Origin of the sequence: Enterococcus sp. AZ079, from assembly GCF_050547255.1 — a bacterium.
Classification (GTDB): Bacteria; Bacillota; Bacilli; order Lactobacillales; family Enterococcaceae; genus Enterococcus_D; species Enterococcus_D casseliflavus.
The window spans coordinates 904483-927688 of the sequence record NZ_CP172955.1 but is presented as its reverse complement, the minus strand read 5'-3'; the positions used below and the strand labels follow the sequence as shown (position 1 = coordinate 927688).

Genomic DNA, 23206 nt, shown 5'->3' with positions numbered 1-23206 from the left:
GGAATTATGCTTCTTTTGTTGCTACGTCTTTGCCATCGTAATGACCACAGTTAGAGCAGACATGGTGGCTTTTTTTCATTTCACCACAGTTTGCACATTCGTTCAAACCGTTGATTGTCAATTTGTAATGTGTACGACGTTTTGCTTTCTTCGCTTTCGAAGTTTTTCTAGCTGGTACTGCCATTTTGCTACACCTCCTTGTTAATGAACGCAACCTTGAGGCTGCAATTTATTCCAATCCTACGCGTTATCGTCATCTGATTCATTGAATAATTCGGATAATTTTGCAAGACGAGGATCAACTTGTTGAGCTTGCGCTTCTTTTTGATTTGCAAAGTCTTCTTCTGACAAAACAGCCCAATCGTTGCCAGATGGCATTGCTGAACCTTGTTTTTCTTCTTCTGTCAGGACTTGCAAAGGAATCGCAAGTAATAGGTTATCAGCGACCGATTCATCTAAGCTGATGGTTTGACCTTCAATGATCAAAACTTCTTCTTCGACGATCGTTTCATCGCGACGCTGAAATTGCTCTGGTGTCATGAATTGTTCATCCACTGAAAAATCAAAAGGAATCGCTACAGGTGTCAAAGAACGAGTAGATGGCAATGTCATCGTCGTTTCCACTTGATAGTGCAGCAAGTATCCTTGCTTATCAACACTCATCAGCCCTTTTACTTTTACAGGAGACAAATCAATGATCTGTCCATCGCGTTTTATCAGTTGACTTTTTAGGTCAAGTGTTTCTTCAAACATCAGCGGTGTCTCTTGGTATTTTTTTAATTCCAATAAAGACCATTTCATTTTTATCACCCCTAAGCAACAAAAGCAATTATACAGGGCTTCTGAGGCTTTGTCAATGAAATTTTCTTGACACCTTTTTCATTTTTGATCGTGTCATTTTAATGCCTTTTCTCAAGGGATTTCGACACTCTCAAAAAAACAACAGGAAGCGCACAACGTGCACTTGCCTGTTGCTTGATCAATCGTTAAAAATCATTAGATCGCTGTTGTTTCTCCACGATAAACGATACCGCGACGAGAATCAAGAGTAACCAATTCGCCATCTTTGATGGTTGTTGTTGCGTCTTTGGCACCAACGATCACTGGTAGATCTTTCGCGATTCCGACAACTGCTGCATGAGAAGTCAAGCCGCCATCTTCAACAACTAAAGCTGCTGCTTTTTCGATTGCTGGCATATATTCTTTATCTGTTGTTGGTACAACTAAAATCATGCCATCTTTTGCTTTCGCAATTGCTTCTTCGGCACTGTGAGCGATCACGGCATTGGCAACAACTGATTTTTCACCAATTCCTTGCGCTTCAAGCAATTTTGATCCGATCAATTGGATCTTCATTACGTTGGTTGTTCCGCGTTCACCAACAGGAACACCGGCTGTGATCAAGATTAGATCGCCTTCTTTAGCAAAGCCTAAATCAACTGCTTGTTTTGCTGCTAATTCAAACATTTCATCAGTTGTTGATGGTTTTTCAGCAACGGTTGGGTACACACCCCAGTTAAGCATCAAGCCGCGTTTTGTGCGTTCGTCAAATGTAACAGCTAAAATGTCAGCATCTGGACGATATTTAGAAATCATTTTCGCAGTGTAGCCAGATTCAGTGGCAGCAACGATTGTTTTAACCCCTAAGTTTTTCGCTGCACGCGCAACAGATAAACCGATTGTTTCCGTTACATCTGTTTTATCAAATTGGTTGATTTGGAAAGTGCTGTTTTCTGATAAAGCTTTTTCTGCTTCCACGTCGATACGTGCCATTGTTGCTACTGCTTCAACAGGGTAGTCACCGTTTGCTGACTCACCAGAAAGCATTGTTGCATCAGTACCGTCAAAGACAGCATTGGCAACGTCAGAAGCTTCTGCACGAGTTGGACGTGGGTTTTGTTGCATTGATTCTAACATTTGTGTTGCTGTGATAACTGATTTACCAGCAGCGTTACATTTTTTGATGATGCTCTTTTGAACCATTGGTACTTCTTCAGCAGGGATCTCAACACCCATGTCACCACGGGCAACCATGATACCATCAGAAACTTTGATGATTTCATCGATATTATCGATACCTTCTTGTGATTCGATTTTAGAGAAGATCTGCACATGAGTCATGTCTTTTTCTTCTAAAATTTCACGAATTTCTAAAACGTCTTGCGCTTTACGTACAAATGAAGCGGCAATGAAGTCGATATCGTTATCAAGACCAAAACGGATATCTTCTGCATCTTTTTCAGTAATACCAGGTAAGCTGATTGATACGCCAGGAGCATTGACCCCTTTACGTGATCCTAACATTCCAGCATTTTTAACGACAACCACTAATTCACGGGTTGCTTCGTCTTTTTCTTTGATTTCCATGTCGATCAAGCCATCATCAAACAAGATGTGTCCGCCCACATGAACATCTTCAAATAAACCAGGATAAGTTACAGCAATTTTTTCTTTTGTTCCTTTGTGTTCTGGATCCATTGAAATACGTGTTTCATCGCCAACGTTGAATTGGATGTATCCAGCACGACCAAAGTCTGCTTCTGTCGTATTTTGTACAGTTGTACGGATTTCAGCACCTTTTGTATCTAAAAGGATACCGACATCTTTACCAGTTTTCTTTACGGCTTCACGAACCATTGTCATACGCGCTAATTGTTCTTCATGATCTCCATGAGAGAAGTTAAAGCGGAAGACATTCGCACCGGCTTCAATCAGTTGAGAAATAATTTCCACACTGTTACTTGCTGGTCCTAATGTACTTACGATCTTTGTTTTTTTCATTACTAAACGCTCCTATTCATTTATTTAAAATAGCTAATAAGCTTTTTTTACAAAATTACTGTTGCGTTGCTTTAAAAATCTCTTTAGAATGAGATTTCTTTGTTCAAGTTATACAAGCTAAGATCTGGTTTGTGACGATTGTTTTCAAGGGTATCGATGATATCAGAAGCAATCATTTCATTGTTTTCGATACCGATACATAGACCGCCTTTGCCTTGTTGCAATAATTCAACGGCATATGAACCAAATTTACTTGCTAACACACGGTCACGAGCGCTTGGTGAACCACCACGGACAACATGTCCTAGAATGGATACACGGGTATGGAAATCGCCGTATTCAGAAAGTTTGTCAGCAAAATCATTTCCGCCCATCACACCTTCGGCTAAAACGATCAAGCAATGTTTTTTCCCGCGGTCACGTCCTTCACGGATACGATCAGCAACAACTTGCATGTCAAAATCATGTTCTGGGATGATGATTTCATCCGCACCACCGGCCACACCTGACCATAAAGCGATATCGCCAGCACCACGACCCATTACTTCGATCACGAATGTGCGGACATGTGATGTCGCTGTATCACGGATCCGGTCAATCGATTCCAAGACAGTATTGATCGCTGTATCAAAACCAATCGTGAAATCTGTTCCTGGAATGTCATTATCGATCGTTCCTGGAATCCCGATCGCTGGGAAACCGTGACGAGTAAGTGCCATCGCACCATGGTAAGATCCATCTCCACCAATCACGACTAGCCCTTCGATGCCAAATTTCTTTAATTGTTCGATTCCTTTTAATTGTCCTTCTTGTGTCGCAAATTCTGGATAACGTGCTGAATATAAGAATGTTCCACCACGTTGAATTTTGTCACCAACATCAGCAACATCTAAGCGACGAATGTCACCTGCGACTAGTCCGGCGTAGCCATAGTTGATTCCGTATACTTCAAGTCCGTCAAAAATACCCTTTCTGACAACTGCGCGAATCGCTGCGTTCATTCCTGGTGCATCGCCGCCACTGGTTAGAATTCCAATGCGTTTCATTATTCTTTCACCTCATCAAAAGATTTTGTTTAGGGAAGCCCCTGTTTGCTAGTTTTCAAGTAATAACCACGAGACATATTCTACCATTATTCCATGAAAATGTCTTGAAATAGTGGGAAAAAGTTGAAAAAAGTGTAAGTTGAATTACCGTTTTCGGAAAATTACTTGAAAATTACATTTCCATTTCCTAATAATGCGATCAGTTGTTTGACAAAGTTCGGCTCATCCGTCACCCAGTTTTCTTCTGCTAATAACACTTTTTTGCCACTGCTTTCATAGAACATCACCACTGGAATATTTCCGTGATGCTGCTTCATTTCCTTCGACAATGCTTGCAGGTGCGACGTTTCAGCTTCAGCAGAAATCTTTAAGTAACAAGTTTGTGACGCAATTTTATTTTGAACGTTTTCTGCTAAGTCTATTTTATCAGCAATGAGTTGGATTTCACCATTGTAACGACTTACCTCGACCTTTCCTTCGATGTAGAGAACAGCATTTTCTTCAATCAAGGAACGTACTTGTCGATAAATGATGGGAAAAATCGTTACTGACACTTCTTTGCTGGCATCTGTTCCTTCGACAAACGCCATTTGTTCGCCCTTTTTCGTTCGAATCTCTCGAATCTTGCGCACATATAAAAGGATACGCACCCGTTCATTCGGAACCAGATCGGCAATATCAGTGATTTGTTTTAATTGGTGCAATTTTTGAAACTGTTCCACGGGATGGCCAGACAAATAAACACCTAAGTATTCTTCTTCCAAAGCCAGTTTTTCTTCTAGTTTGTAATCGGCAACGGCTTCTTCTTTTAATGCCATAGTTTCTAAGAGATCCAAACTGCCGCCACTATAAGTAATGTTTTGGATCTTTCCTTCTAGCTGGATCAGTGCTTGTTTTCGATTGGGTGCGATCACATCGAATACGCCGATGCTCAAAAGCGGCAATAAATAATCCAATTTTAACCATTTGCTGTTCCGCTGATTCAAGCGAAGCAAAAATTGATCCATAGACGTGAAATTACCATGCTCTTTTCTTTCTGCCAAAATGTCTTGGATCATGTCGCGTCGGATTCCTTTGATACTGCTGAAACCAAAACGAATTTGTTTTTCATTTTGCAGTTGAAAACTAAACCCACTGGCATTGATCGAAGGCGGCAGTACTTCTACGCCATAACGTGCGGCTTCATTTAAATATTCTTTCATTTTGCTGGCGGTGTTGCGTACCGAGTGTAGGATCGAAGCAAAAAATGGTGCGGGATAGTGTACCTTCAGATAGGCCATTTGAAAGCCGATAAAGGAATAGGCAAACGCATGGGATCGATTAAACCCGTAATTGGCGAACCGCTCGATATAGTCATAGACCAAATTGGCGGTCTTTTCATCGTACTGATTGGCTAAGGCGCCTTGCACAAAATGACGACGTTCCTCATCCAAGACGTCTTTTTTCTTTTTACTGATTGCTCGACGCAAAATATCTGCTTGTCCTAAGCTGAAACCAGCCATTTTGGAAGCTACCTGCATGATCTGCTCTTGGTAGACAATGATTCCGTAAGTGTTTTGCAAAATCGGAATCAAGCTGTCATCTGGATAAGAGACACGCTCTTGTCCTTTTTTCCGCTTAATAAAGGTATCGATATTTTGCATCGGTCCTGGACGATACAAGGCATTGACTGCGGCAATATCCTCGATGCTTTCTGGTCCTAACTTACGCAGCACATTGCGTATCCCCGCTGATTCAAATTGGAAGATCCCTGCGGTCTCGCCTTTTTGAAACAAGCGCAATGTTGCTGGATCATCAAGAGGAATCTCCTTTTGGGTAACGATTTGTTGGCTGATTCGTTTAATGCCTTTCAAGGTATTATCAATGATCGATAAGTTTCTCAAGCCTAAAAAGTCCATCTTCAATAGGCCGATGGCTTCTACGTCATTCATGGTGAATTGGGTCAGCCAGATCCCATCGCTGCCTTCTTGTAAGGGAACCAGATCAAGCAAATTCTTGTCACTGATCACCACACCAGCGGCATGAGTCGATACGTGACGTGGCAAGCCTTCTAAAATTTTGGCGACTTGAAACATTACTTGGTTTCGCTCATTAAACGACACCAATTCTCGCAGCTGATTGGATTGTTCATAAGCAAGATCTAAGGTCATTTTCAAGGCATTGGGGATGGCTTTTGACCAGCGATTGGCTTCACTTTGCGAAAGACCAAAGACACGAGAAACATCTCGCAGAACCATTTTGGCCGCCATGGTGCCAAACGTCGCAATCTGTGCCATATATTCTTGCCCGTATTTTTGGCGCACATACTGTAAAATCTCGTCTCTGCGATTGTCAGGAATGTCTAAATCAATATCAGGCATCGTGTAACGTTCTGGATTCAAGAATCGTTCAAACAAAAGATCGTATTTGATTGGATCTACGTCGGTGATCGATAAAACATATGCCACCAGTGCGCCAGCAGCCGATCCCCGTCCAGCGCCGGTAACGATCTCTTGTTGGTGGGCAAAGTCCATGACGTCCCAAATAATCAAGAAATAGTCATCAAAGCCCATCTTATGGATGACGGACAACTCATAATCCAAACGCTGTTCGTACGCCGATGTAACGTGGGCAACACGCTGAGGCAGACGCTCAAAACAAATTTTCCGCAAATAGTCCGCAGCGCTTTCTTCGGCTGGTAGCGGGTAATGAGGCAACAGCCGCTGATGCAGCGGCAGCTCGACGGCGCATTCAGCTGCAATCCGCTGATTATTCATCAATGCCTGCGACCATTCTTCAAATGCCGCGGTCAGTTGGTCTGCTGGTTGTAGAAAAAGCTGCGCAGCCCCTTGCTCTTTAGCCTGACGAAAGTCTTCAATTTGCGAGCCCTCTTTGATATGCGTCATCACTTTGACTGCAAAGGCTTCTTCTTGTGCTAAAGCCGCGATTGGTTGATAGGCACATGGTGCAATGTTTTGCTCGTTAAACCAAGCGATCGTTTCTGGATCTAACCCTTTGCTAGTAATACCTAAAAACAAGCTCTCAGAATCAAATTTATGGCTGATTGCTCGCAGTGCTTCTTGATTGGCTTCTAGATCATCGTGCTGAGAAGGCAGAAATCCCTCGCCTTCAGGCAGCAAACCAAAGAGGTCCTGCAAAGAATCACAAGCAGCTAAATTCAACTGCTCGGTGATCATTTTTTCACTTGATAAACGCATCAAGGTTTGATAGCCCTTGAGGTTTTTTGCAAATACGTACAACGGAAAGGACATTGATCCCTCTCCGAAGGTACAGTCGAACAAAGCGCCAAAAATCGGCTTGATGCCCTGTGCTAGGCATTGCTGATAAAACTCGACCGCGCCATAGAGAACATTATGATCGGTCAGACCCAACGTCTGATAGCCCATCTTTTTGGCTTGCTCTATATAGTGAGGAATTTTGATCGTACTTTGCAGCAACGAATAGGCGCTTAAGGTGGTGAGCTGTGAATACATTGAAATCCCTCCAAAAATGAAAATTCTCTTTCTTTCTGCTAGTAATTAGATTTGAAAAACAAAATGAAAAAGTGAAAATCTTTACAATAAATATTTTTGTGATAAACTAAAGTCGAAATGGAAGATACGCAGAAAAGAGGTGTCGTCATGCGTTACTTAGTCACTTTATTTTGGACTTTTGTATTAGGTCAAGTCGTTGGCTATCTAGGCAGCTCACTTGCTGGAGCAACTTATGATTTTCAATTAACTTCAATCATCTCTTTGGTCACAGGTGTGGTGATCATTCTTGTTGGTATTATCGCACCAGCGCCTGAAAAGACAAGCCATTAAAAAAAAAACCAGTTACCTTTATTGTAACTGGTTTTTTTTTCTTTTCAACTATTCACTGATGTCCGTTTTACGCAAGCTTTTACGGAAATTAAATCCTGAGATAAAAATATTGATCAGTACAAACCCGCTAGTTACCCAAAAGACGGCGGGATAACCAAAGCCAGCTGCCACCGTTGAGCCGACCATCGGACCTAACACTTGTCCAAAGTTAGAGAACATTTGGTTGTAGCTGTAGATACGGCTGACCCCTTCCATCGGGGTGATCTTGCTGATCAGTGTGTTGATCGACGGCATCAACGCACCTGTCGAAAAACCAAGCAAGAAGCGCAGCACGCCCAACTGAAACGGTGTGGAGACAAAGCCCATCGGAATGAAACAGAAAAATGACAGCAATAAACCGCCTAACAATACCTTGTGATTGCCGTAACGATCACCGATTTTGCCTAAAAATGGCGAAGAGATGATTGCCGAAACACCAGCAACAGAGACGATCAATCCGCTGACAAACAAAATATTGCCACTGTTCCCGCTTAGATCACGAATATACAATGTAAGGATCGGGCTGATACTCGTTACACCTAGCTGTAAAATCAGTGACGTAATAAACAAACCGACAAGCAACTGCATATTTTTGATTTGACCAAAAATTTCTTTGATGGACAGCAAATCGCCCTTTTCAACCGGCTCAAAATCTTCTTGAACGAGAAAAATCGTAAGCAAGAGCGTAATTAGCAGCACAACACCAGTAATGATAAAAACATTTTTCATGCCGAACCATTGCGCCAACGCCCCACCCATCGATGGACCGATCAAATTCCCTGCGATGGCTCCTGTAGCCAATGTCCCAAGCGCCCAACCGCTTTTTTCTCGAGGCGCCTGCGAAGCAATCAATGCAGTCGCATTGGGAATATACCCCGATAAAATTCCGGTAAAGAAACGCATGATCAACAACCAATAGACATTCGGTACAAAAGCCAAAGACCCCATCGTCACTGTCATCCCCGCAGCCGCGCGAATCATCATTAAGCGACGACCTTTTTGATCTGCTAGATTTCCCCATACTGGAGCAATGATAGCCGCCGCAAACGCCGTTACTGAGATTGCTAATCCAGAAAACAACTCAATTTGACTCTCTGGAGCGCCTAACTCTTCTATATATAAGGGAATGAATGGCATGACAAGACTAAAACTGGCACCCGTAAAAAAACAACCTACCCATGAAATCAGTAGATTTCGTTTCCAATCAATCTTCATTTACAAACCTTCTTTCACAAATACTATACCGTATCGTGAGTAATAATCAAATAAAAAAATCTTTCTGCAGGTAACATACAGAAAGATTTTCTTCATTAAACTTAACTGATCAAAGCCAAAATGACAAAGTTTAGGATAAACAACGCATTGACGACCCAGATGATCGGAGACACTTCGTTGGCTTTTCCTTTCACTACTTTCACTAATGCGTAGAAAATGAAACCAACAGCGATCCCATTGGAAATACTGTAAGACAAGCCCATAAAAATAGACGCGAAGAAAGCGGGAACTGCTTCTTCTAGATCGGTCCACTTGATGTCTGCAAACGAAGCCATCATCATTACCCCAACTAAGATCAACGCTGGTGCTGTCGCTTGTGCGGGAACGATTGAGATCAGTGGAGAAAAGATACTGCTGATTGCAAAGAGTGCTGCCACTACAACAGAAGTCAAGCCCGTGCGTCCACCAGCACCGATACCAGCTGCTGATTCCACATAAGTCGTTGTATTTGAGGTCCCTACGATGGCACCTACAGAAGTGGCTACGGCATCTGCAAAAAGGGCTTTATCCATCTTCGTGTTCAATCCGTTACTGTTTTCAACCGCTTCTTCATCTTTTTTCGAAAAGATCCCTGTACGACGTCCAGTCCCGATAAAGGTACCGATCGTATCAAAGACATCTGATAAGCTAAACGCTAAAATCGTCATGATTACTTGAGGGATTTTGGCAGAATCACTGAATAGTGAGCCCATTCCTTCAGAGCCAAACGCAGCGCCAAATGTGATGCCTAGTTCGCTGATGGAACTTCCTAATGAATTCCCGTGCCAATCAATGGCACTTAAATCCACCACACCCATCAAAATACCGATGATCGTCGTTCCTAAAATACCAAAAATAATTGCCCCACGAACATTTTTCACCACTAATAAAGTAGTCACTACTAAACCAATCACTGCTAACAAAACAGGTGCATTATTGAAATTCGCCAAAGCTGGGACGATCCCCCCATTAAAATTGGCACTCACGATCGTCTCACCGTCGACAACTGAACCCGTCACTGCCGCAGTGTCTGCACTGAAGTTTAGCAAGTTGGCATTTTTGATCCCTACATAAGCCACAAAGATCCCGATCCCGCCGCCGATTGCATGCTGCATGCTTTCTGGAATCGCATGGATGATCATTTTTCTGATACGAGTGACCGTGATAAAAATGTTGATCAAGCCGCAGATGAAAACCATCGCTAATGCTTGCTGCCACGTATACCCCAAACCAAAAACGACGGTAAAGGTGAAGAATGCATTAAGGCCCATTCCAGGTGCTTGCGCGTAAGGCACATTTGCAAATAAGCCCATGATCAGGGTACCAATCACTGAAGCGATGATCGTTGCTAAGAAAACAGCTTGAAACGGCATGCCTGCAGCAGATAAAATCGTCGGATTCACAAACAAAATATAACTCATCGCGAAGAAGGTGGTGACCCCAGCCATCACTTCTGTGGAAACCGTCGTTTTATTCTCCTTTAATTTGAAAAACTTTTCCATGTTATGTTTCACTCCTGAACTTTAATCGTTTCTATGAAAAGAAAAAATGAATAATTGCGCTTTTCATCGAACAATTACAAATTATAAGGGAATAATTTTCGCTTTTCAAACCTTTTTCCGAATAAAACGAACCAAAAACGTTTAATGTTCGTGTTTTGCTTTGTAAATATTATGAAAACTTATCGAAAACTTACTTGTATTGTGAAATGACAGAAATATGTTACACTTAAGCCACTACCATAAGAGAATGGAGCGAGTCTTTTGAAACCAAAAATCATCGCCATTGATTTAGATGGCACAACCTTAAATACTGAATCCCAACTTTCCCCTCGCACACGTGAGGTACTGGTTCGCGCCACCAAAGCGGGACACTTTGTTACCATCGCTACAGGAAGACCTTTTCGTATGAGCGATCAATTCTATAAAGAATTGGCGCTCACAACACCAATGGTCAATTTTAACGGTGGGTTAGTCCATAAACCTCGACAAGTCTGGGCAAATGAAATGGAGCACTCGATCTCTCGAGAAATTGCGTTTGAGCTCATGGCGCAAAAAGAGCAGCTGGGGCTGACGTTTGTGGCAGCAGAAAATCGCGAAACCTTTTTCATCGATGACCTAAGCGGATTTGATCAGCACTTTTTCTTTTCGGGCAATGCTTCCGAAAAAAATCTATTAGCAAATTTAAAAACGGACCCCACTTCATTACTGGTGAAAACCGAAAATGAATTAGCAGAATCTGTTTCTTTACGTATCAAGGATCAATTTGACGATGCAGTCGATGTTCGAACCTGGGGTGGACCTCAAGCTATCTTAGAGATCGTACCAAAAGGGGTCCATAAAGCACTTGGTCTTTCGGTGATCGCGGATTCTTTGTCTTTGGATCGACAAGATATCATCGCTTTTGGTGATGAACACAACGATTTGGAGATGCTGGATTATGCGGGCTGGGGCGTTGCCATGGCGAATGGCACGCAACAATTAAAATCGATCGCCAATGATGTTACCGACAAAACCAATGCGGAAGATGGCATGGTCGATTACTTGGAAAAATATTTAGGTCTATAAAAAAAAGCCGATGCGGGATGTCCGCATCAGCTTTTTTTTGCTGCCATATTCAAATCAAAGTGTTTCATAAACGATTTCTTTGGCTTCTGGAATCGATTCATCAATAAAGAATACTTTATACCAGGTCAAGAACGTAAAGATCGTCCAGATTTTTCGCTGAAGATTCGGTTTTCCTTGGCGATGGTCTTCAAGCATTTGTAAAATTGCTGTTTGATCGAAGAAGGTTGCCGCAAAGTCTGACTCAAAAAGGCTCTTGACTGCTTCATACCCTGTTCCTTCTTTCAGCCATGCCTTGATAGGTACAGGAAAGCCGAGTTTTTCACGGTTTGCCCACTCTTTTGGCAAATGACGGTTTGACGCTTGTCGAAACACATCTTTGGTGTTGTTTTGATTGATCAAATATTTCGTCGGGATCGTTTGCGACAACTTCTGCATCTCGATATCCAATAAAGGAACACGTAATTCCAAGGAACTCGCCATGGACATTTTGTCTGCTTTTAACAAGATATCCTTCGGCATCCACTGATGAAGATCTAAATATTGCATCTTATTGACCTCGTCTTTGAGACCATTGACTTTCTCGTAATGAGGCGCAACGATTTCAGCAACAGAGGGTCCTTTTTGATACGTTGGTTTTAAAAGCTGCAGTGCTTCCTCTTCTTCAAAGACCAGTGCTTGCCCGATAAAGAAGTCTTGGGCAGGTGCCGTTGCTTCATAAAGATGGATTCGACCATGGAAGTTTTTCATTTTGCCGATTTGACGTCCCAAACGAAAGCGGATGTTTTGTGGCAATTTTTTCAACCCTTGGGCAAAAACGCGCACCGCTTTAGAGTTTGTGTGGAAGCCATAAGCAGCATAACCGGCAAATAATTCATCTGCCCCTTCCCCAGATTGAACGACTCGCACTTGCTGTGCTGCCAGATTGGCTAAAAAATACAAAGGGACACAGCTTGGGTTAGAATCTGGTTCGTCCAAGTGATACTGAATCAACGGGAATGCCTCAAAGGACATTTCACCATCGATGACCGCTGCTGTGTTGTTCAAACCAAGTTTTTCCGTCAATTTGCGGGCCTCGATCGCTTCGTTGTAGGTTTTGTCATCGAACCCGATTGAAAACGAGCGATCTGGTCGCAAGACAGAAGCTACGAAACTTGAATCGACACCACTGGATAAAAATGAGCCGACTTCAACATCACTGATTTGATGAGCGGCAATTGATTCTTGGACTGCTTGATCGATTTTGTCGACCCATTCTTCTCTTGAATGATTTTCTTTCACTGAAAAATCTGCATCCCAATACTGCTTGATCGTCAATCCCTGTTCATTAAACAAATAATAATGCCCTTCTTGCAAACGATGAACACCTTTAAAGAAGGTTTCTCCGTTCAAAGGCGAGTATTGGAAGGTCAAATAAGGTTTCAACGCCTCTTGGTTCAACTCTTTCTTGAAATCTGGATGAGGCAAAAAGCTCTTGATTTCAGAACCAAACATAAAACTGCCATTCATTTGCGCATAGTAATATGGTTTGATCCCAAAGTGATCCCGCGCGCCGAAAAGCTCTTGTTTTTCTGTGTCCCAGATGGCAAAAGCAAACATTCCTCGCAGGCGCTGCAAAACATCAATGCCCCACTCCTCATAGCCATGTAAGACTACTTCGGTATCCGCATGGGTAGAAAAAACATGACCCGCTTGGATCAATTCTTCCCGCAACACTTGAAAGTTATAGATTTCCCCATTAAAAATAATGACTTTTGTTCGATCCTCGTTAAAAATCGGTTGTGAGCCACCTTCTAAGTCGATGATCGATAAACGACGAAACCCTAACGCTACTTGGTCGTCGGTAAATTTTCCTGAACTGTTTGGTCCGCGATGAACGATCCGGTCCATCATGCGTTCAATAATGATTTCTTTTTGGTCTTTTGAATTGACAAAGCCGACAATTCCGCACATATTTTCACATCCGTTTTCATAATCCATTTTCATTTTTCTAAAGTAAATCATACCATAGAATTCAAGAGATACGATCTCTTTTTCAAAAAAATACAATCAATATATTTTTGCACAAAACATAATTTGGAGACAAACCTTATGATATCAAGGTTTCCAACCATCTCATACTCTCAATCTTACAAATTTGTTATCTAAGAAAATAGCTATCCTCAAAATTCTTAAGAAATTTTTTATGAATTCTATTTTTCTGAAAATATACAAAGATACTTTTCCCGAATTTACTGACTCCAGGAAACTTCTTTTGCTGCCATTCTCAGGCATTGATTTCTTGAAAAGGATCAGTCAGATTCGTTCGTTTGATAGTTTTATTGGACGAATGTGAAAAAAAGTGTTATTCTAACTATGGAATTTCGTTATCAACTAACCGTTGCCTTTCAATGACAAGTTTTAAGAAAGGAGAATGACTATGACATTCTATAACACAGATCTACAATATCGTGTAACTCTGGATACCAAATTGAATTTATTTATCGTTTTCGATAAAAAAGATGCGAATCATTTTGCGACTGGAATTACGATCGAGCAAGCTGTACAAGAATTGAAAAAAACTGCATAAGGAGTTTATCCAAATGAAGGATACCGATTCGTACTGAAAGCACCTCGCTAAGGAAAAAATTAGCTAGGTGCTTTCTTGTTTTTTGGCTCGCTTTTGTCTTTTGCAGTATCCGCTTCTTGCTTCTGTCCACTTTGCTGTTCATCCAGCTGTAAGATTTCATCAACAGATCCTTGCGTAATAAACTTGCTCAATCCCTGTGCCGCAATTTTTGTGTAACGCATGAAGTAATCTTTTTCTTGAAAATCCATCTTCTTCCCTCCTACTGATACAACTGTACTTTCATTTCGTTTACCAGCGATTTCACCAGTAATTCTTGAGCGTCACTTCTTTAATACATATGAATGATCCATTAATGGCATACACGTTACATTTGTCAAATCATTCTTTTCCTCTATTCATGAAAAGACAAATCTGTTTTCTGATTCCAGACATAGTACTATTAACTTTAGGAAACTGTTTTATTAGGAGGGATGCTTATGGCTACATTTTTCGCTGGTTTGTTTTTTATCGGTTTGATCGGTTTCATTTTTGGCATTATCTTATTTTATATTGGGTTGATAACTCAAAAAAACAAACGAGATCGAAATGTTTTTCTCATTGTCGCTTCCGCCTTTATTGTCTTGTTTTCGTATGGTGGCTTGTCCTTCTACCAAGATGTGACGTCTTTCGATAGCATCACTGCGCAATTAAGCCTTTCTTTACGTAACGAATCAGGGAAAAATGAGTCCTTTGGCGATGCCGCTGCTTCCATGGAACAACCACAAGGAGAACAAACAGCTGGCAACAACGAAGCAAGCAGCGCGCAACAAGAAGAACCCGCAAACAACGAGCAACATACACCTCAACTTTCTCGTGAAGAAAGAAATGCACTGAATCGTGCAGAAAGATACTTATCCAGCAATGCGTTTTCTCAGTCGAGCTTGAAACGCCAACTACTCTATGAAGATTTTTCTGAGAGCGCAGCAGACTTTGCCGTAGTCACTGTGGATGCCGATTGGAATGAGCAAGCATTGAAAAAAGCAATTCGCTACTCGCAAAATTTATCCTTATCAGATGAGCGTGTGGCGAGCCAACTTTCCTTTGAAGGCTTTACTTCTGAACAAATTGAATACGCCTTAGCGCGTTTGCCCGATTGATTCTTTTCGTTTGTTGCAGGACCACAAGCAAAAAAGGGTTCGACGAATTAGTGTACATTTCTGTTGATTTCCAGCTCGAGTCTAGGCTGAGGGTTTTTCAGATGGTCATCGAGCAAGCTCGGCAGTCAGTTAGCTTCTCTGCCCATTTTTCTGCCCACAACAAACAAAAAAGCCTATCTCAAAAGATAGGCTAAACGCTCCAAAGCGTTGATATAAGGAGAGTACAAGCCTAAAACCCCCATTATAAACATTGATTTAGAAGCCAATTTTCAGAGTTAATGCAAAATTGATGCAAAATAAATTTTCTTAGTGAGAACTGTTTTTTCACATTTTTATTTGTCACTCTTTCACGGCATATGAGAATATGCTGTGCTTTTTTTACAAAAAATAACCACTCTCGGGGAGGAGTGGCTCAATTAGATAAAAAAGTTTTTTTATATGGTAAATTAATTTTATGAGCAATCTAAAATTTATTCAAACCTTATGCTCAAAAATAACCCACCCTCAAGGAGAGTGGGCCTGAAAAAAGATATAAAATGAAATAGCCCCGGTCAAGGCTATGATTCCATTCTACAAGAACATAGTTTTTATTTCAACAAAAAATCCACCCTAGTTATGATAGAGTGGATCTCGAAAGAGTAAACGAAAAATAAACATTTTGGGTATGAGTATAAGATACATCTTTTATTAATCAAACTCAACCAATTTATGACGGTTTTCTAATCAATAATATCTATTACATTGAAATAATGCTAAAATAAAAAAATCGAAGAGTACTAGGCACACTTCCCCAAGCATTACCGCCTAATACTCCTCGTAGAGTATTGCACGTACCTACTAATCTATAGGATAAACTTAGTTACTGCAAGTAAAATGAATAGGATTTATGCAAACGCCCGCGTAGCGGACTATTTTATTTTTCTTCATTATCTACTTTACGATTTATAGATGAATTAAACGTCTCTATTATTAATTTCATAGAAATTTATACGTTAGTTTTTTAGAAACTTCTTTTAAAATAAATATAAAATATAATACACATGATCAAAGCTATAATTGACGATATCAAACCTAATTTGATAAATGGGTTTGAATAAACAAATCGTACACTATTTTCTCCATTATCTAAGATCACATACATGTAATTCATAGGTCCAATTCTGGGATCAACTTTTTTACCATTTACATAAGCATTCCAGTTTTCATGATATGGAACTAGTAGCAAAAGTTTTTCTCCTAAAGAAGCAGATGCTTTTATTTCAAATGTGTTTCCACTATAAACTATATCTTCCACTTTTCCATCTGCGTCATTTCTTGATTTGATGAGTAATTCCCTGTCTTCTGGATTGTTTATTGCAAATCTTCCCTGTTCTCCCTCACTTAAAACAAACGCAATGCTCTGAAAGTTTACATTTTTATAAACAAACCAGTTCTGATTATTAAAAGAAACATTTTCGATAAGTTGGTATCCTGTAGGATCAACTAGAGGTTCTTTTGAAAAATAGTATTTGACGCCACTTAATGTATTCATCGTATTATGGCTGGCAAAACCATAGGAGCGCCACTTTAATGATGATTGACTATATTGATCAACAATTTCTTGCGAACGATTATTAATAACGCTAAACCAATAAGACAATCCATAATAATCGTTAATCATTGCTACATTTTCAGGTCGTCCATTTATACCCGTAAGAATATCATTTGATACTCTATACAACTCAGAATCTTTTTGTACTTTAGTTGAAAAGTTTACGGGTGAGTTGGTATAAACTTCAGAATTTTCATATGCAATAAATTCTTTTGTCCAGTCATAACCGTAGCTACTATAAACACCCCATAAATTGATAATAATATTCACAAATACCATCAATCCTGTTAGAGAAAAAATAATATTTATTTTTTTGCCCTTACTTTTATGTTGAGCAAACGCTTTCTCCAAAATCTTTCTGTATTCGGTCAATACATATGCTAAAATTCCGGACAATAAAAAATGAACAATAAATACCCACCTATCATTTGTCTGACCAAAACCATTAAATAGATACCCAGTAATTGGTAATGAATAAGCGACAAAAGTAATTACAAAGAAAATCAAACATTGTAATTTTCTTCTATTGTTAGGTAAAAACAACAATAATACAACTGCCAATAATTCCAGTATGATAATTCCGGACAAAAAATTTGGTGGTTCTACTGCTTGTAGACTAATTAATTTATCAAATTTTATTGAAACATTAGGAATATAATTATTTGAATTAAAAACTATATTTTGAATTGGCTCGCTTTTTCTTTCACTTAAAAAATAACTTTGAAGAGTTGGAAAGAAAAATGGTGCCGCTAAAAGTATACCAACAGTATAAGCAAAAATAGATTTTACTATTTCTAAAATCATTATTCTAAAACTCTTTTTCTGAAACAAAAGTCTTATAGGGAGGTAAAAAGCTAGAACAACTGAAATCATGAATAAAAAATAAAATCCGCATAGGGCAGCGTACATTACCGATACAATAAAAAGAGTAAACTTTTTATTATAAATAATCTTTTCAACACCTAACAAAATCATCGGAGAAAAAATTAATACGGACAACCACTCAACGTACCTTGTTCCACCCATTACGGAAAAGCCACAAAATACATAAGCCAAAGCACTTATATTAACAGCTACTTTATCAAGATTAAAGTTCGATAGATACTTTATAAGTGATAAACCTGACAACCACATCCTAAATACAATCATAAAAGAAAATAAATATGGGGCATTTCTATCATTTACTAAAATCGCAAATATGTTTAATGGATCACCAAAACCATAGTAGTTTAAGGAACCAATTATGTCTTCTCCCATACCAATTGCAAGATCAAAACTTGGAAACTTTAATTGTCCATTAAAAATCCCTAAAAATATTTCTTGGAGGTATTTTCCAGTATAGATGAAAGCTGGATAATACTGTCCTAAACCATCTATATTCCAAACCAAAGATAAGTTTTGACTCCACAGAGGATAGTAACCTATAAGAATTATCATAACAAACAAAATTGTATACACAATAATATCATGATACCTCATACGTGACTTGTTAATTTTTTTCAATAGTAGTACTCCTTTTATCATATTGGTACATGAATATTCCCTAACACATAATATCAGTAAAATTAACACAGTTCAATTCTATTATTAAACTAAAAATATAAAAAAAACTCATACTGATTTAAAGTATGAGAGCATTTTTCAATTTCAGTAAGAATGTTAGTAGCATCTTCCACAATGCTTTTAATTCTTTAACAGTCCCATCAATCTACTCCTTATTTTTTATGATTCTATGTACAAGCCCGCCGAAGTGGGCTATTTTTGTAGATAAAAAAATCCACTCTTTGCATGAGCAATTCTAAAATCAATTAAATTACCTCACCTTTTACCTGATCGTTATGTGACAATTCTGTAAGTTGTATTTTTTTACCCTGAGTGCTATTTTTTATTAAAAGAAACTTATTTCAGAATAAAAGGTGAAAAAAATGTCGACCGTAACCGCACTCACAATTGTTGTCCCTATTTATAATGCTGCAGAACATTTGACTCGATGCATTGATTCAATTACTGCGAATACGTTTAAAAACTTTGAGTTACTATTGATTGATGATGGATCAACTGATAATAGCTTAGAGATCCTAAAAGAAAAAGAAAGAGAAGATTCAAGAATAAGAGTTATTACAAAAATCAATGAAGGTGTATCTAAAACTAGAAATCTTGGAATAAAAGAAGCGACCGGGAAATTCATAATGTTTATAGATAATGACGATTATATTGAGAAGGATTATATTCAGACGTTTATTGATAATTGTATCAAGAACGATGCTGATTTGGTAATCGGTGGTTATAAGCGTGTGAACAAAAGCAAAATCATGTTTTCTGATTTTCCACGGGATTGTGATTGGGGAAAGTATGTTATTCTTGCGCCGTGGGCAAAAATTTATAATCGCCAGATTTTGATAGACAACAATATCTTATTCTTAGATTATCCAATTGGTGAAGATGTTTACTTTAATTTAAAAGTATTCAGCAACACCAAAAAAATAGTGTCAATTGATTATGTCGGATATAATTGGTATTTTAATGGCCACAGTATCTCAAATACTTGTCAAAAAGGTTTTAATAAAGATATTGATATTCTTTTCTTATTAGATAAGTTAATTGAAGCTGCACATGGTCAATCAGATGCCTACTTAAAATACTTTATTAAGCGTTACTATGTTTGGTTCCTTCTATTCTCAGGAAGACAGGCTCATAGAAATGATTTTATAATTGAACATAAACGAATAAAGAAATGGATTTCTGACAGGAAATTTGATAGTACACTCAACCCTTTATCTAATGATCTAAAAGGTGAGGGGATAAAAAACAGGTTAATAATTTTCGCTTTCCGTTTACTCGAAAAATCGTATCTAATTCCTCTTTTTTCTAAGTTTTATTGTAAAGGAACTATCGACTACAAATCAAAACAAATAATTTAATTGAAAACTTTCTTTGTCCTATTAATAATAAAAAAATCGCCCACTCTTTTATTTTGAGTGGGCGATTTTTTATGCTTCTGTTGCTACTTTGCGGAGATACGCAACTTGAACTGGATCTGTGTGAATCCAAGTGTCGTAGCCAGCTTTTTCCATCATCGCTTGGATTTTCTTCAAGTCACCTTCTGTTTTCACATGAGTAAATTTGTTTCCTGTCAAAAAGTAAACTTTCGGATCATTTTGATTTCTAAATAGTAACATAGTTTCTCCTACTTTCTTTGGTTGAATTTGTGGTGTGTTTGCTTGTGTGTTGTTGCTTGTATTGCTGAAAACTGCGTTCTTGAATCGTTCGAACTCGCTTGGTTTTGCCACCCAAGGAGCTGGACAGTTTTTGCCTGTTACGTCAAAGTGGCGCCAAATCTTCTCTCTCGTAATATGAGGATAAATGGCGATCAATTCTTTAACGGCCTTCACAGCATTTTGGAATGTCTTTTCCGTAATGTTTCCATTCTTGTCTAGGCACATTTCAACACCGATCGTTGAATAGTTGGCGTTGCCTATCTTAGAATACAGCGGACGATAGCGTGAACCATCTGCATTGTATTTGCTAATTTCGTTGGCGTGATACGCAACTTCATTCAAGGGAATGATACAGAGTGCTTCAATATCATCTACAAACAGTTGAGCAGAAGCATAGATTCCTTTTAGATTATTAAAATAGTTCTTGTGATTGCGTGCGGTGCCACCATTGTTGGCGGTGTAGTGCATAACGATACCATCAATACCGTTATTCCTGATACCTGGTCTTGAGTACTCATTAATATTGATATACTCGTATTTGATGAAACTCATATCAATCATCCTCTCTAAAAAAAGAAGCAGCCTATCGGCTACTCCTTCTTTTCTGTAAATTCTTGGCCATCGCCATATTCTGGAACATTTTTACTATCCAGAGCTTGGGTTTCAGATTGACCATCACCATAATCGATTTTGATTTCTGTTACTTTAGATTTTGGATTTTCATTACTATCTTGTAATTTAGTTAGTCTTTCTTTTACCCAGTTTGGAATTGGAATCCCCAGTTGTCCAAGATTTTCAATAATTGAGATTCCATAAACTGCGATATAGAAAAAGACGAATGCGGTCGCAAACGTCTCGAGATTCATAATCTTTAGGTACGGATAAGCAATGATCACTAAGCACACAACTAGCATATGCTTAACAATGCCAAGTAATCCTTTTGTACTATTAGCGTCTTTGATAAATACCCCTTTGCAAAGTCCTGTCACGATATCTCCTATCACTACCCACAAGAACAACTGCACATATCCATTTGTCAGCAACCCCCGAAATTCATTCAGTAACACACCATTATCAATAATCACCATATATACCACCTTTTCTATTATTTAAACAAAGTCCGCGTTCCAAAAACTCTTTCATTCTGTTTTCCCCCAACTGAACATATGCCACCTACTTTCCAATAAATTAAAAGAGCAACCTATTCTGGTTGCTCTTTCGTAAATGTTTCTCCGATTTTTTCCTGAACTAGATTCAGAATGAAAGATAGATCCAATTCATCTTTACCAATATTCACTTGACCAGAAAAAGACTGTACATCTCCTGCCTTTCCGTCGACATAAACAGTATATCCCTTTACTTGTTTTTGCGCGTCATAATTAAATGTAATACTTGCAATATTCATCGTTTCACCTCCCCTATATACTAACAAATCTAATCCCTGATAGTGAGATATAAGTCACACCACTGTCTGCGGAAGCTACCATCAAATCACCATTTAATTCTACTTGTATACGACCAGATCGACCAGAATTTGCCCCACATAAAAAAAGTTCAAGCATTGAAGCAGCATAAGGAATCGACCCGATTCTTCGTCCGGTTAAATCGAAATTCCCACTGGACGGTCCCACACGACCTCTCAACTGGACTTCATAACTACCATCTATAAGTCTAATTCTCCGATATTGAGGAGTGGCCCCTTCTATTGTGACAAATCCACTTGCTAATGGAATATTTACCCAAGGTGCCGGATTTAAAGCGGCCGCTGGCAAGTAACCACCGACTCCACTTTCAACCATGTATAACTTCCCTTGTCCTAACTGTGTTGTTCTAGCCGGTGCAGAAGAACTAGCTTTGTAGGTATCAACAAATCCTTGGACACGATCCATTGTGGTCGTCCATGTTGACCCGTCCGAACCGGTTCGTGCAATAGTCACATTCTGATGTTAGGATGATTTCATGGACACGATTTGGTAGAATCTAACTACTAAGAAAAGGACGTGTCCACGATGGCAAAAGCCAATAAAAAATTTGATGAAGACTTTAAGAAGACGATCTTAGATTTAAACCAGTCTGGCCAATCGGTCGAGGAACTGGCAGAGCAATATGGTATCGCTACACAAACGATTTATCGTTGGAAGAAGCTTCATACAAAGAATGAAGCAACCGGCATGACTGAGGCAGAAATCCTAGCAATGAAAAAGGAAATGGCCCGCATGCAGGAGGAAAACACCATCCTAAAAAAGGCTTTAACCATATTCGCTCAAAAGTAAAAATGAGTGATGTCTTCGAATTTATTCAATCAAATGTTCATGATCATGACGTAAAACAAATGTGTACCGTTTTGGAAGCACCGAAATCCAGCTACTATGACTGGAAGAAAAAGAAGCCTTCCAAGCGCCAATCAGAAAACAAACGCTTAAACCGCTTGATTTCAGGAATCTACTTTGAAAACAAGGGGATCTATGGTGCGCCCAAAATTCATAAGATTCTTGTTGGCCGTGGCGAGAGCTTGTCCCTAAAGAAAGTACAAATACTGATGAGAAAATTAGGCTTGCGTTCAGTCACCCTCAAGAAGTACAAGCCTGGCAAACAAGTGAAAGTTAAAAGTGAAGGACGTAAAAACTTGTTAAACCAAGATTTTACCACTACGTCGATCAATCAAAAATGGGTGACAGATATTACCTATATTCATACCCTAAAAGATGGCTGGACCTACCTCTCCACTATCCAAGACCTCCACACAAAGAAAGTCATCGGTTGGAAGTTTGGCAAGCAGATGACGAAAGAATTGGTTATCGAAACCCTTGACCATGCGCTCTTACACCAAACACCCTCCGAGAACTTAATCATCCACTCAGATTTGGGTTCTCAGTACACTAGCGAAGCCTATGAGGCAAAGCTGAATGAATTGAACATTCGGCACTCCTTCAGTCGTAAGGGCTGTCCCTACGATAATGCCGGCATCGAATCGTTTCACGCCTCACTCAAAAAAGAAGAAGTCTATCCATCAAAAGCGTATGAAAACTTTGAAGCTGCTCATTTAGCGTTATTTCAATACATTGAAGGATTTTACAATCGCAAGCGAATCCATAGTAGTATCAACTATTTAACACCAAATCAGATGGAGGAGTTGGCATTGCAAGCTTAGTTCCTAGCTACCACCTACATTTTTTTTGCGAGATTTCCACAGGGCTTCAACTTC

At 39.3% G+C, this 23206-nt stretch carries 19 protein-coding genes and 1 pseudogene; 6 read left to right on the top strand and 14 right to left on the bottom strand.

Translation table 11 applies throughout. The features are described from left to right. Positions 1 to 4: 4 nt before the first annotated feature. From rpmF to dnaE, 5 genes are all read right to left on the bottom strand, one after another. On the bottom strand, positions 5 to 184 hold the full coding sequence (gene rpmF, locus IGJ15_RS04550; protein ID WP_005229191.1) for a 50S ribosomal protein L32: 180 nt from the start codon (positions 182 to 184) through the stop codon (positions 5 to 7). Between the two features lie 56 nt (positions 185 to 240). Then, positions 241 to 801 (bottom strand): YceD family protein, encoded by a 561-nt coding sequence (locus IGJ15_RS04545; RefSeq protein WP_010749661.1) that lies wholly within the window; start codon positions 799 to 801, stop codon positions 241 to 243. 195 nt (positions 802 to 996) lie between these two features. Further along, positions 997 to 2781 (bottom strand): pyruvate kinase, encoded by a 1785-nt coding sequence (gene pyk, locus IGJ15_RS04540; RefSeq protein ID WP_005229179.1) that lies wholly within the window; start codon positions 2779 to 2781, stop codon positions 997 to 999. Positions 2782 to 2864: 83 nt separating this feature from the next. Then, positions 2865 to 3827 carry a 6-phosphofructokinase gene (pfkA, locus tag IGJ15_RS04535; protein WP_005229169.1) on the bottom strand — a complete coding sequence of 321 codons (963 nt, stop codon included), beginning with the start codon at positions 3825 to 3827 and terminating at the stop codon, positions 2865 to 2867. 161 nt (positions 3828 to 3988) lie between these two features. Beyond that, positions 3989 to 7300 carry a DNA polymerase III subunit alpha gene (dnaE, locus tag IGJ15_RS04530; protein WP_231435415.1) on the bottom strand — a complete coding sequence of 1104 codons (3312 nt, stop codon included), beginning with the start codon at positions 7298 to 7300 and terminating at the stop codon, positions 3989 to 3991. A 147-nt stretch (positions 7301 to 7447) separates the two neighbouring features. Between dnaE and IGJ15_RS04525 the strand changes: the two genes are divergently transcribed. Further along, positions 7448 to 7630, top strand: coding sequence for a YjzD family protein (locus tag IGJ15_RS04525; RefSeq protein ID WP_008377814.1), 183 nt, complete (start codon positions 7448 to 7450; stop codon positions 7628 to 7630). A 48-nt stretch (positions 7631 to 7678) separates the two neighbouring features. On the opposite strand, the gene IGJ15_RS04520 is transcribed toward IGJ15_RS04525, so the two are convergent. Next, complete coding sequence (locus tag IGJ15_RS04520) at positions 7679 to 8884, bottom strand: multidrug efflux MFS transporter (protein ID WP_005231893.1); 1206 nt, start codon at positions 8882 to 8884, stop codon at positions 7679 to 7681. A gap of 101 nt (positions 8885 to 8985) precedes the next feature. Next, on the bottom strand, positions 8986 to 10425 hold the full coding sequence (locus IGJ15_RS04515) for an NCS2 family permease (RefSeq protein WP_005237180.1): 1440 nt from the start codon (positions 10423 to 10425) through the stop codon (positions 8986 to 8988). 261 nt (positions 10426 to 10686) lie between these two features. On the opposite strand from IGJ15_RS04515, the gene IGJ15_RS04510 reads away from it, so the two are divergent. After that, a complete protein-coding gene (locus IGJ15_RS04510) occupies positions 10687 to 11490 on the top strand; it encodes a Cof-type HAD-IIB family hydrolase (protein WP_005229159.1) in 804 nt (267 codons plus the stop codon). Between the two features lie 54 nt (positions 11491 to 11544). Here IGJ15_RS04510 and asnB read toward each other — a convergent pair whose 3' ends face one another. Beyond that, positions 11545 to 13440 carry an asparagine synthase (glutamine-hydrolyzing) gene (gene asnB, locus IGJ15_RS04505; RefSeq protein ID WP_201689897.1) on the bottom strand — a complete coding sequence of 632 codons (1896 nt, stop codon included), beginning with the start codon at positions 13438 to 13440 and terminating at the stop codon, positions 11545 to 11547. A 466-nt stretch (positions 13441 to 13906) separates the two neighbouring features. On the opposite strand from asnB, the gene IGJ15_RS04500 reads away from it, so the two are divergent. After that, positions 13907 to 14056 carry a hypothetical protein gene (locus tag IGJ15_RS04500; protein WP_005229155.1) on the top strand — a complete coding sequence of 50 codons (150 nt, stop codon included), beginning with the start codon at positions 13907 to 13909 and terminating at the stop codon, positions 14054 to 14056. 59 nt (positions 14057 to 14115) lie between these two features. On the opposite strand, the gene IGJ15_RS04495 is transcribed toward IGJ15_RS04500, so the two are convergent. Continuing rightward, on the bottom strand, positions 14116 to 14304 hold the full coding sequence (locus IGJ15_RS04495) for a hypothetical protein (protein WP_016608598.1): 189 nt from the start codon (positions 14302 to 14304) through the stop codon (positions 14116 to 14118). A gap of 228 nt (positions 14305 to 14532) precedes the next feature. Between IGJ15_RS04495 and IGJ15_RS04490 the strand changes: the two genes are divergently transcribed. Continuing rightward, entirely contained in the window at positions 14533 to 15192 is a 660-nt protein-coding gene (locus tag IGJ15_RS04490) for an Ltp family lipoprotein (RefSeq protein ID WP_231435413.1), read from the top strand. A gap of 1000 nt (positions 15193 to 16192) precedes the next feature. Here the strand turns inward: IGJ15_RS04490 and IGJ15_RS04485 are convergent. Continuing rightward, entirely contained in the window at positions 16193 to 18286 is a 2094-nt protein-coding gene (locus IGJ15_RS04485; protein ID WP_230209404.1) for a YfhO family protein, read from the bottom strand. 422 nt (positions 18287 to 18708) lie between these two features. Here IGJ15_RS04485 and IGJ15_RS04480 point away from each other — a divergent pair, with 422 nt between their 5' ends. After that, positions 18709 to 19704 carry a glycosyltransferase family 2 protein gene (locus IGJ15_RS04480; RefSeq protein ID WP_154694537.1) on the top strand — a complete coding sequence of 332 codons (996 nt, stop codon included), beginning with the start codon at positions 18709 to 18711 and terminating at the stop codon, positions 19702 to 19704. Between the two features lie 69 nt (positions 19705 to 19773). On the opposite strand, the gene IGJ15_RS04475 is transcribed toward IGJ15_RS04480, so the two are convergent. The 4 genes and pseudogenes from IGJ15_RS04475 to IGJ15_RS04460 form a co-directional block, all read right to left on the bottom strand. Then, a complete protein-coding gene (locus tag IGJ15_RS04475; RefSeq protein WP_154694538.1) occupies positions 19774 to 20553 on the bottom strand; it encodes a peptidoglycan recognition protein family protein in 780 nt (259 codons plus the stop codon). Positions 20554 to 20720: 167 nt separating this feature from the next. Continuing rightward, positions 20721 to 21089 (bottom strand): annotated as a pseudogene (locus IGJ15_RS04470) (phage holin family protein); the annotation flags it as partial. Positions 21090 to 21202: 113 nt separating this feature from the next. Further along, positions 21203 to 21406, bottom strand: coding sequence for a hypothetical protein (locus IGJ15_RS04465; RefSeq protein ID WP_154694540.1), 204 nt, complete (start codon positions 21404 to 21406; stop codon positions 21203 to 21205). 13 nt (positions 21407 to 21419) lie between these two features. After that, positions 21420 to 21890 carry a hypothetical protein gene (locus IGJ15_RS04460; RefSeq protein ID WP_430599312.1) on the bottom strand — a complete coding sequence of 157 codons (471 nt, stop codon included), beginning with the start codon at positions 21888 to 21890 and terminating at the stop codon, positions 21420 to 21422. A gap of 120 nt (positions 21891 to 22010) precedes the next feature. Here IGJ15_RS04460 and IGJ15_RS04455 point away from each other — a divergent pair. After that, a protein-coding gene (locus tag IGJ15_RS04455; RefSeq protein ID WP_142429341.1) for an IS3 family transposase occupies positions 22011 to 23152 on the top strand; the annotation gives its coding sequence in 2 pieces (ribosomal slippage) (positions 22011 to 22239 and positions 22239 to 23152; 1143 coding nt in all). The last annotated feature ends 54 nt before the right edge of the window (positions 23153 to 23206 follow it).

Bases quoted from the DNA above. Each gene is read 5' to 3' on its own strand.
- IGJ15_RS04475 (WP_154694538.1), bottom strand. From the start codon at position 20,553: ATGAGTTTCATCAAATACGAGTATATCAATATTAATGAGTACTCAAGA.
- dnaE (WP_231435415.1), bottom strand. From the start codon at position 7,300: ATGTATTCACAGCTCACCACCTTAAGCGCCTATTCGTTGCTGCAAAGT.
- IGJ15_RS04460 (WP_430599312.1), bottom strand. From the start codon at position 21,890: ATGGATCGTGTCCAAGGATTTGTTGATACCTACAAAGCTAGTTCTTCT.
- IGJ15_RS04495 (WP_016608598.1), bottom strand. From the start codon at position 14,304: ATGGATTTTCAAGAAAAAGATTACTTCATGCGTTACACAAAAATTGCG.
- IGJ15_RS04480 (WP_154694537.1), top strand. From the start codon at position 18,709: ATGTCGACCGTAACCGCACTCACAATTGTTGTCCCTATTTATAATGCT.
- IGJ15_RS04500 (WP_005229155.1), top strand. From the start codon at position 13,907: ATGACATTCTATAACACAGATCTACAATATCGTGTAACTCTGGATACC.
- IGJ15_RS04520 (WP_005231893.1), bottom strand. From the start codon at position 8,884: ATGAAGATTGATTGGAAACGAAATCTACTGATTTCATGGGTAGGTTGT.
- IGJ15_RS04515 (WP_005237180.1), bottom strand. From the start codon at position 10,425: ATGGAAAAGTTTTTCAAATTAAAGGAGAATAAAACGACGGTTTCCACA.
- asnB (WP_201689897.1), bottom strand. From the start codon at position 13,440: ATGTGCGGAATTGTCGGCTTTGTCAATTCAAAAGACCAAAAAGAAATC.
- rpmF (WP_005229191.1), bottom strand. From the start codon at position 184: ATGGCAGTACCAGCTAGAAAAACTTCGAAAGCGAAGAAAGCAAAACGT.
- IGJ15_RS04465 (WP_154694540.1), bottom strand. From the start codon at position 21,406: ATGAATATTGCAAGTATTACATTTAATTATGACGCGCAAAAACAAGTA.
- IGJ15_RS04545 (WP_010749661.1), bottom strand. From the start codon at position 801: ATGAAATGGTCTTTATTGGAATTAAAAAAATACCAAGAGACACCGCTG.
- IGJ15_RS04490 (WP_231435413.1), top strand. From the start codon at position 14,533: ATGGCTACATTTTTCGCTGGTTTGTTTTTTATCGGTTTGATCGGTTTC.
- pfkA (WP_005229169.1), bottom strand. From the start codon at position 3,827: ATGAAACGCATTGGAATTCTAACCAGTGGCGGCGATGCACCAGGAATG.
- IGJ15_RS04525 (WP_008377814.1), top strand. From the start codon at position 7,448: ATGCGTTACTTAGTCACTTTATTTTGGACTTTTGTATTAGGTCAAGTC.
- pyk (WP_005229179.1), bottom strand. From the start codon at position 2,781: ATGAAAAAAACAAAGATCGTAAGTACATTAGGACCAGCAAGTAACAGT.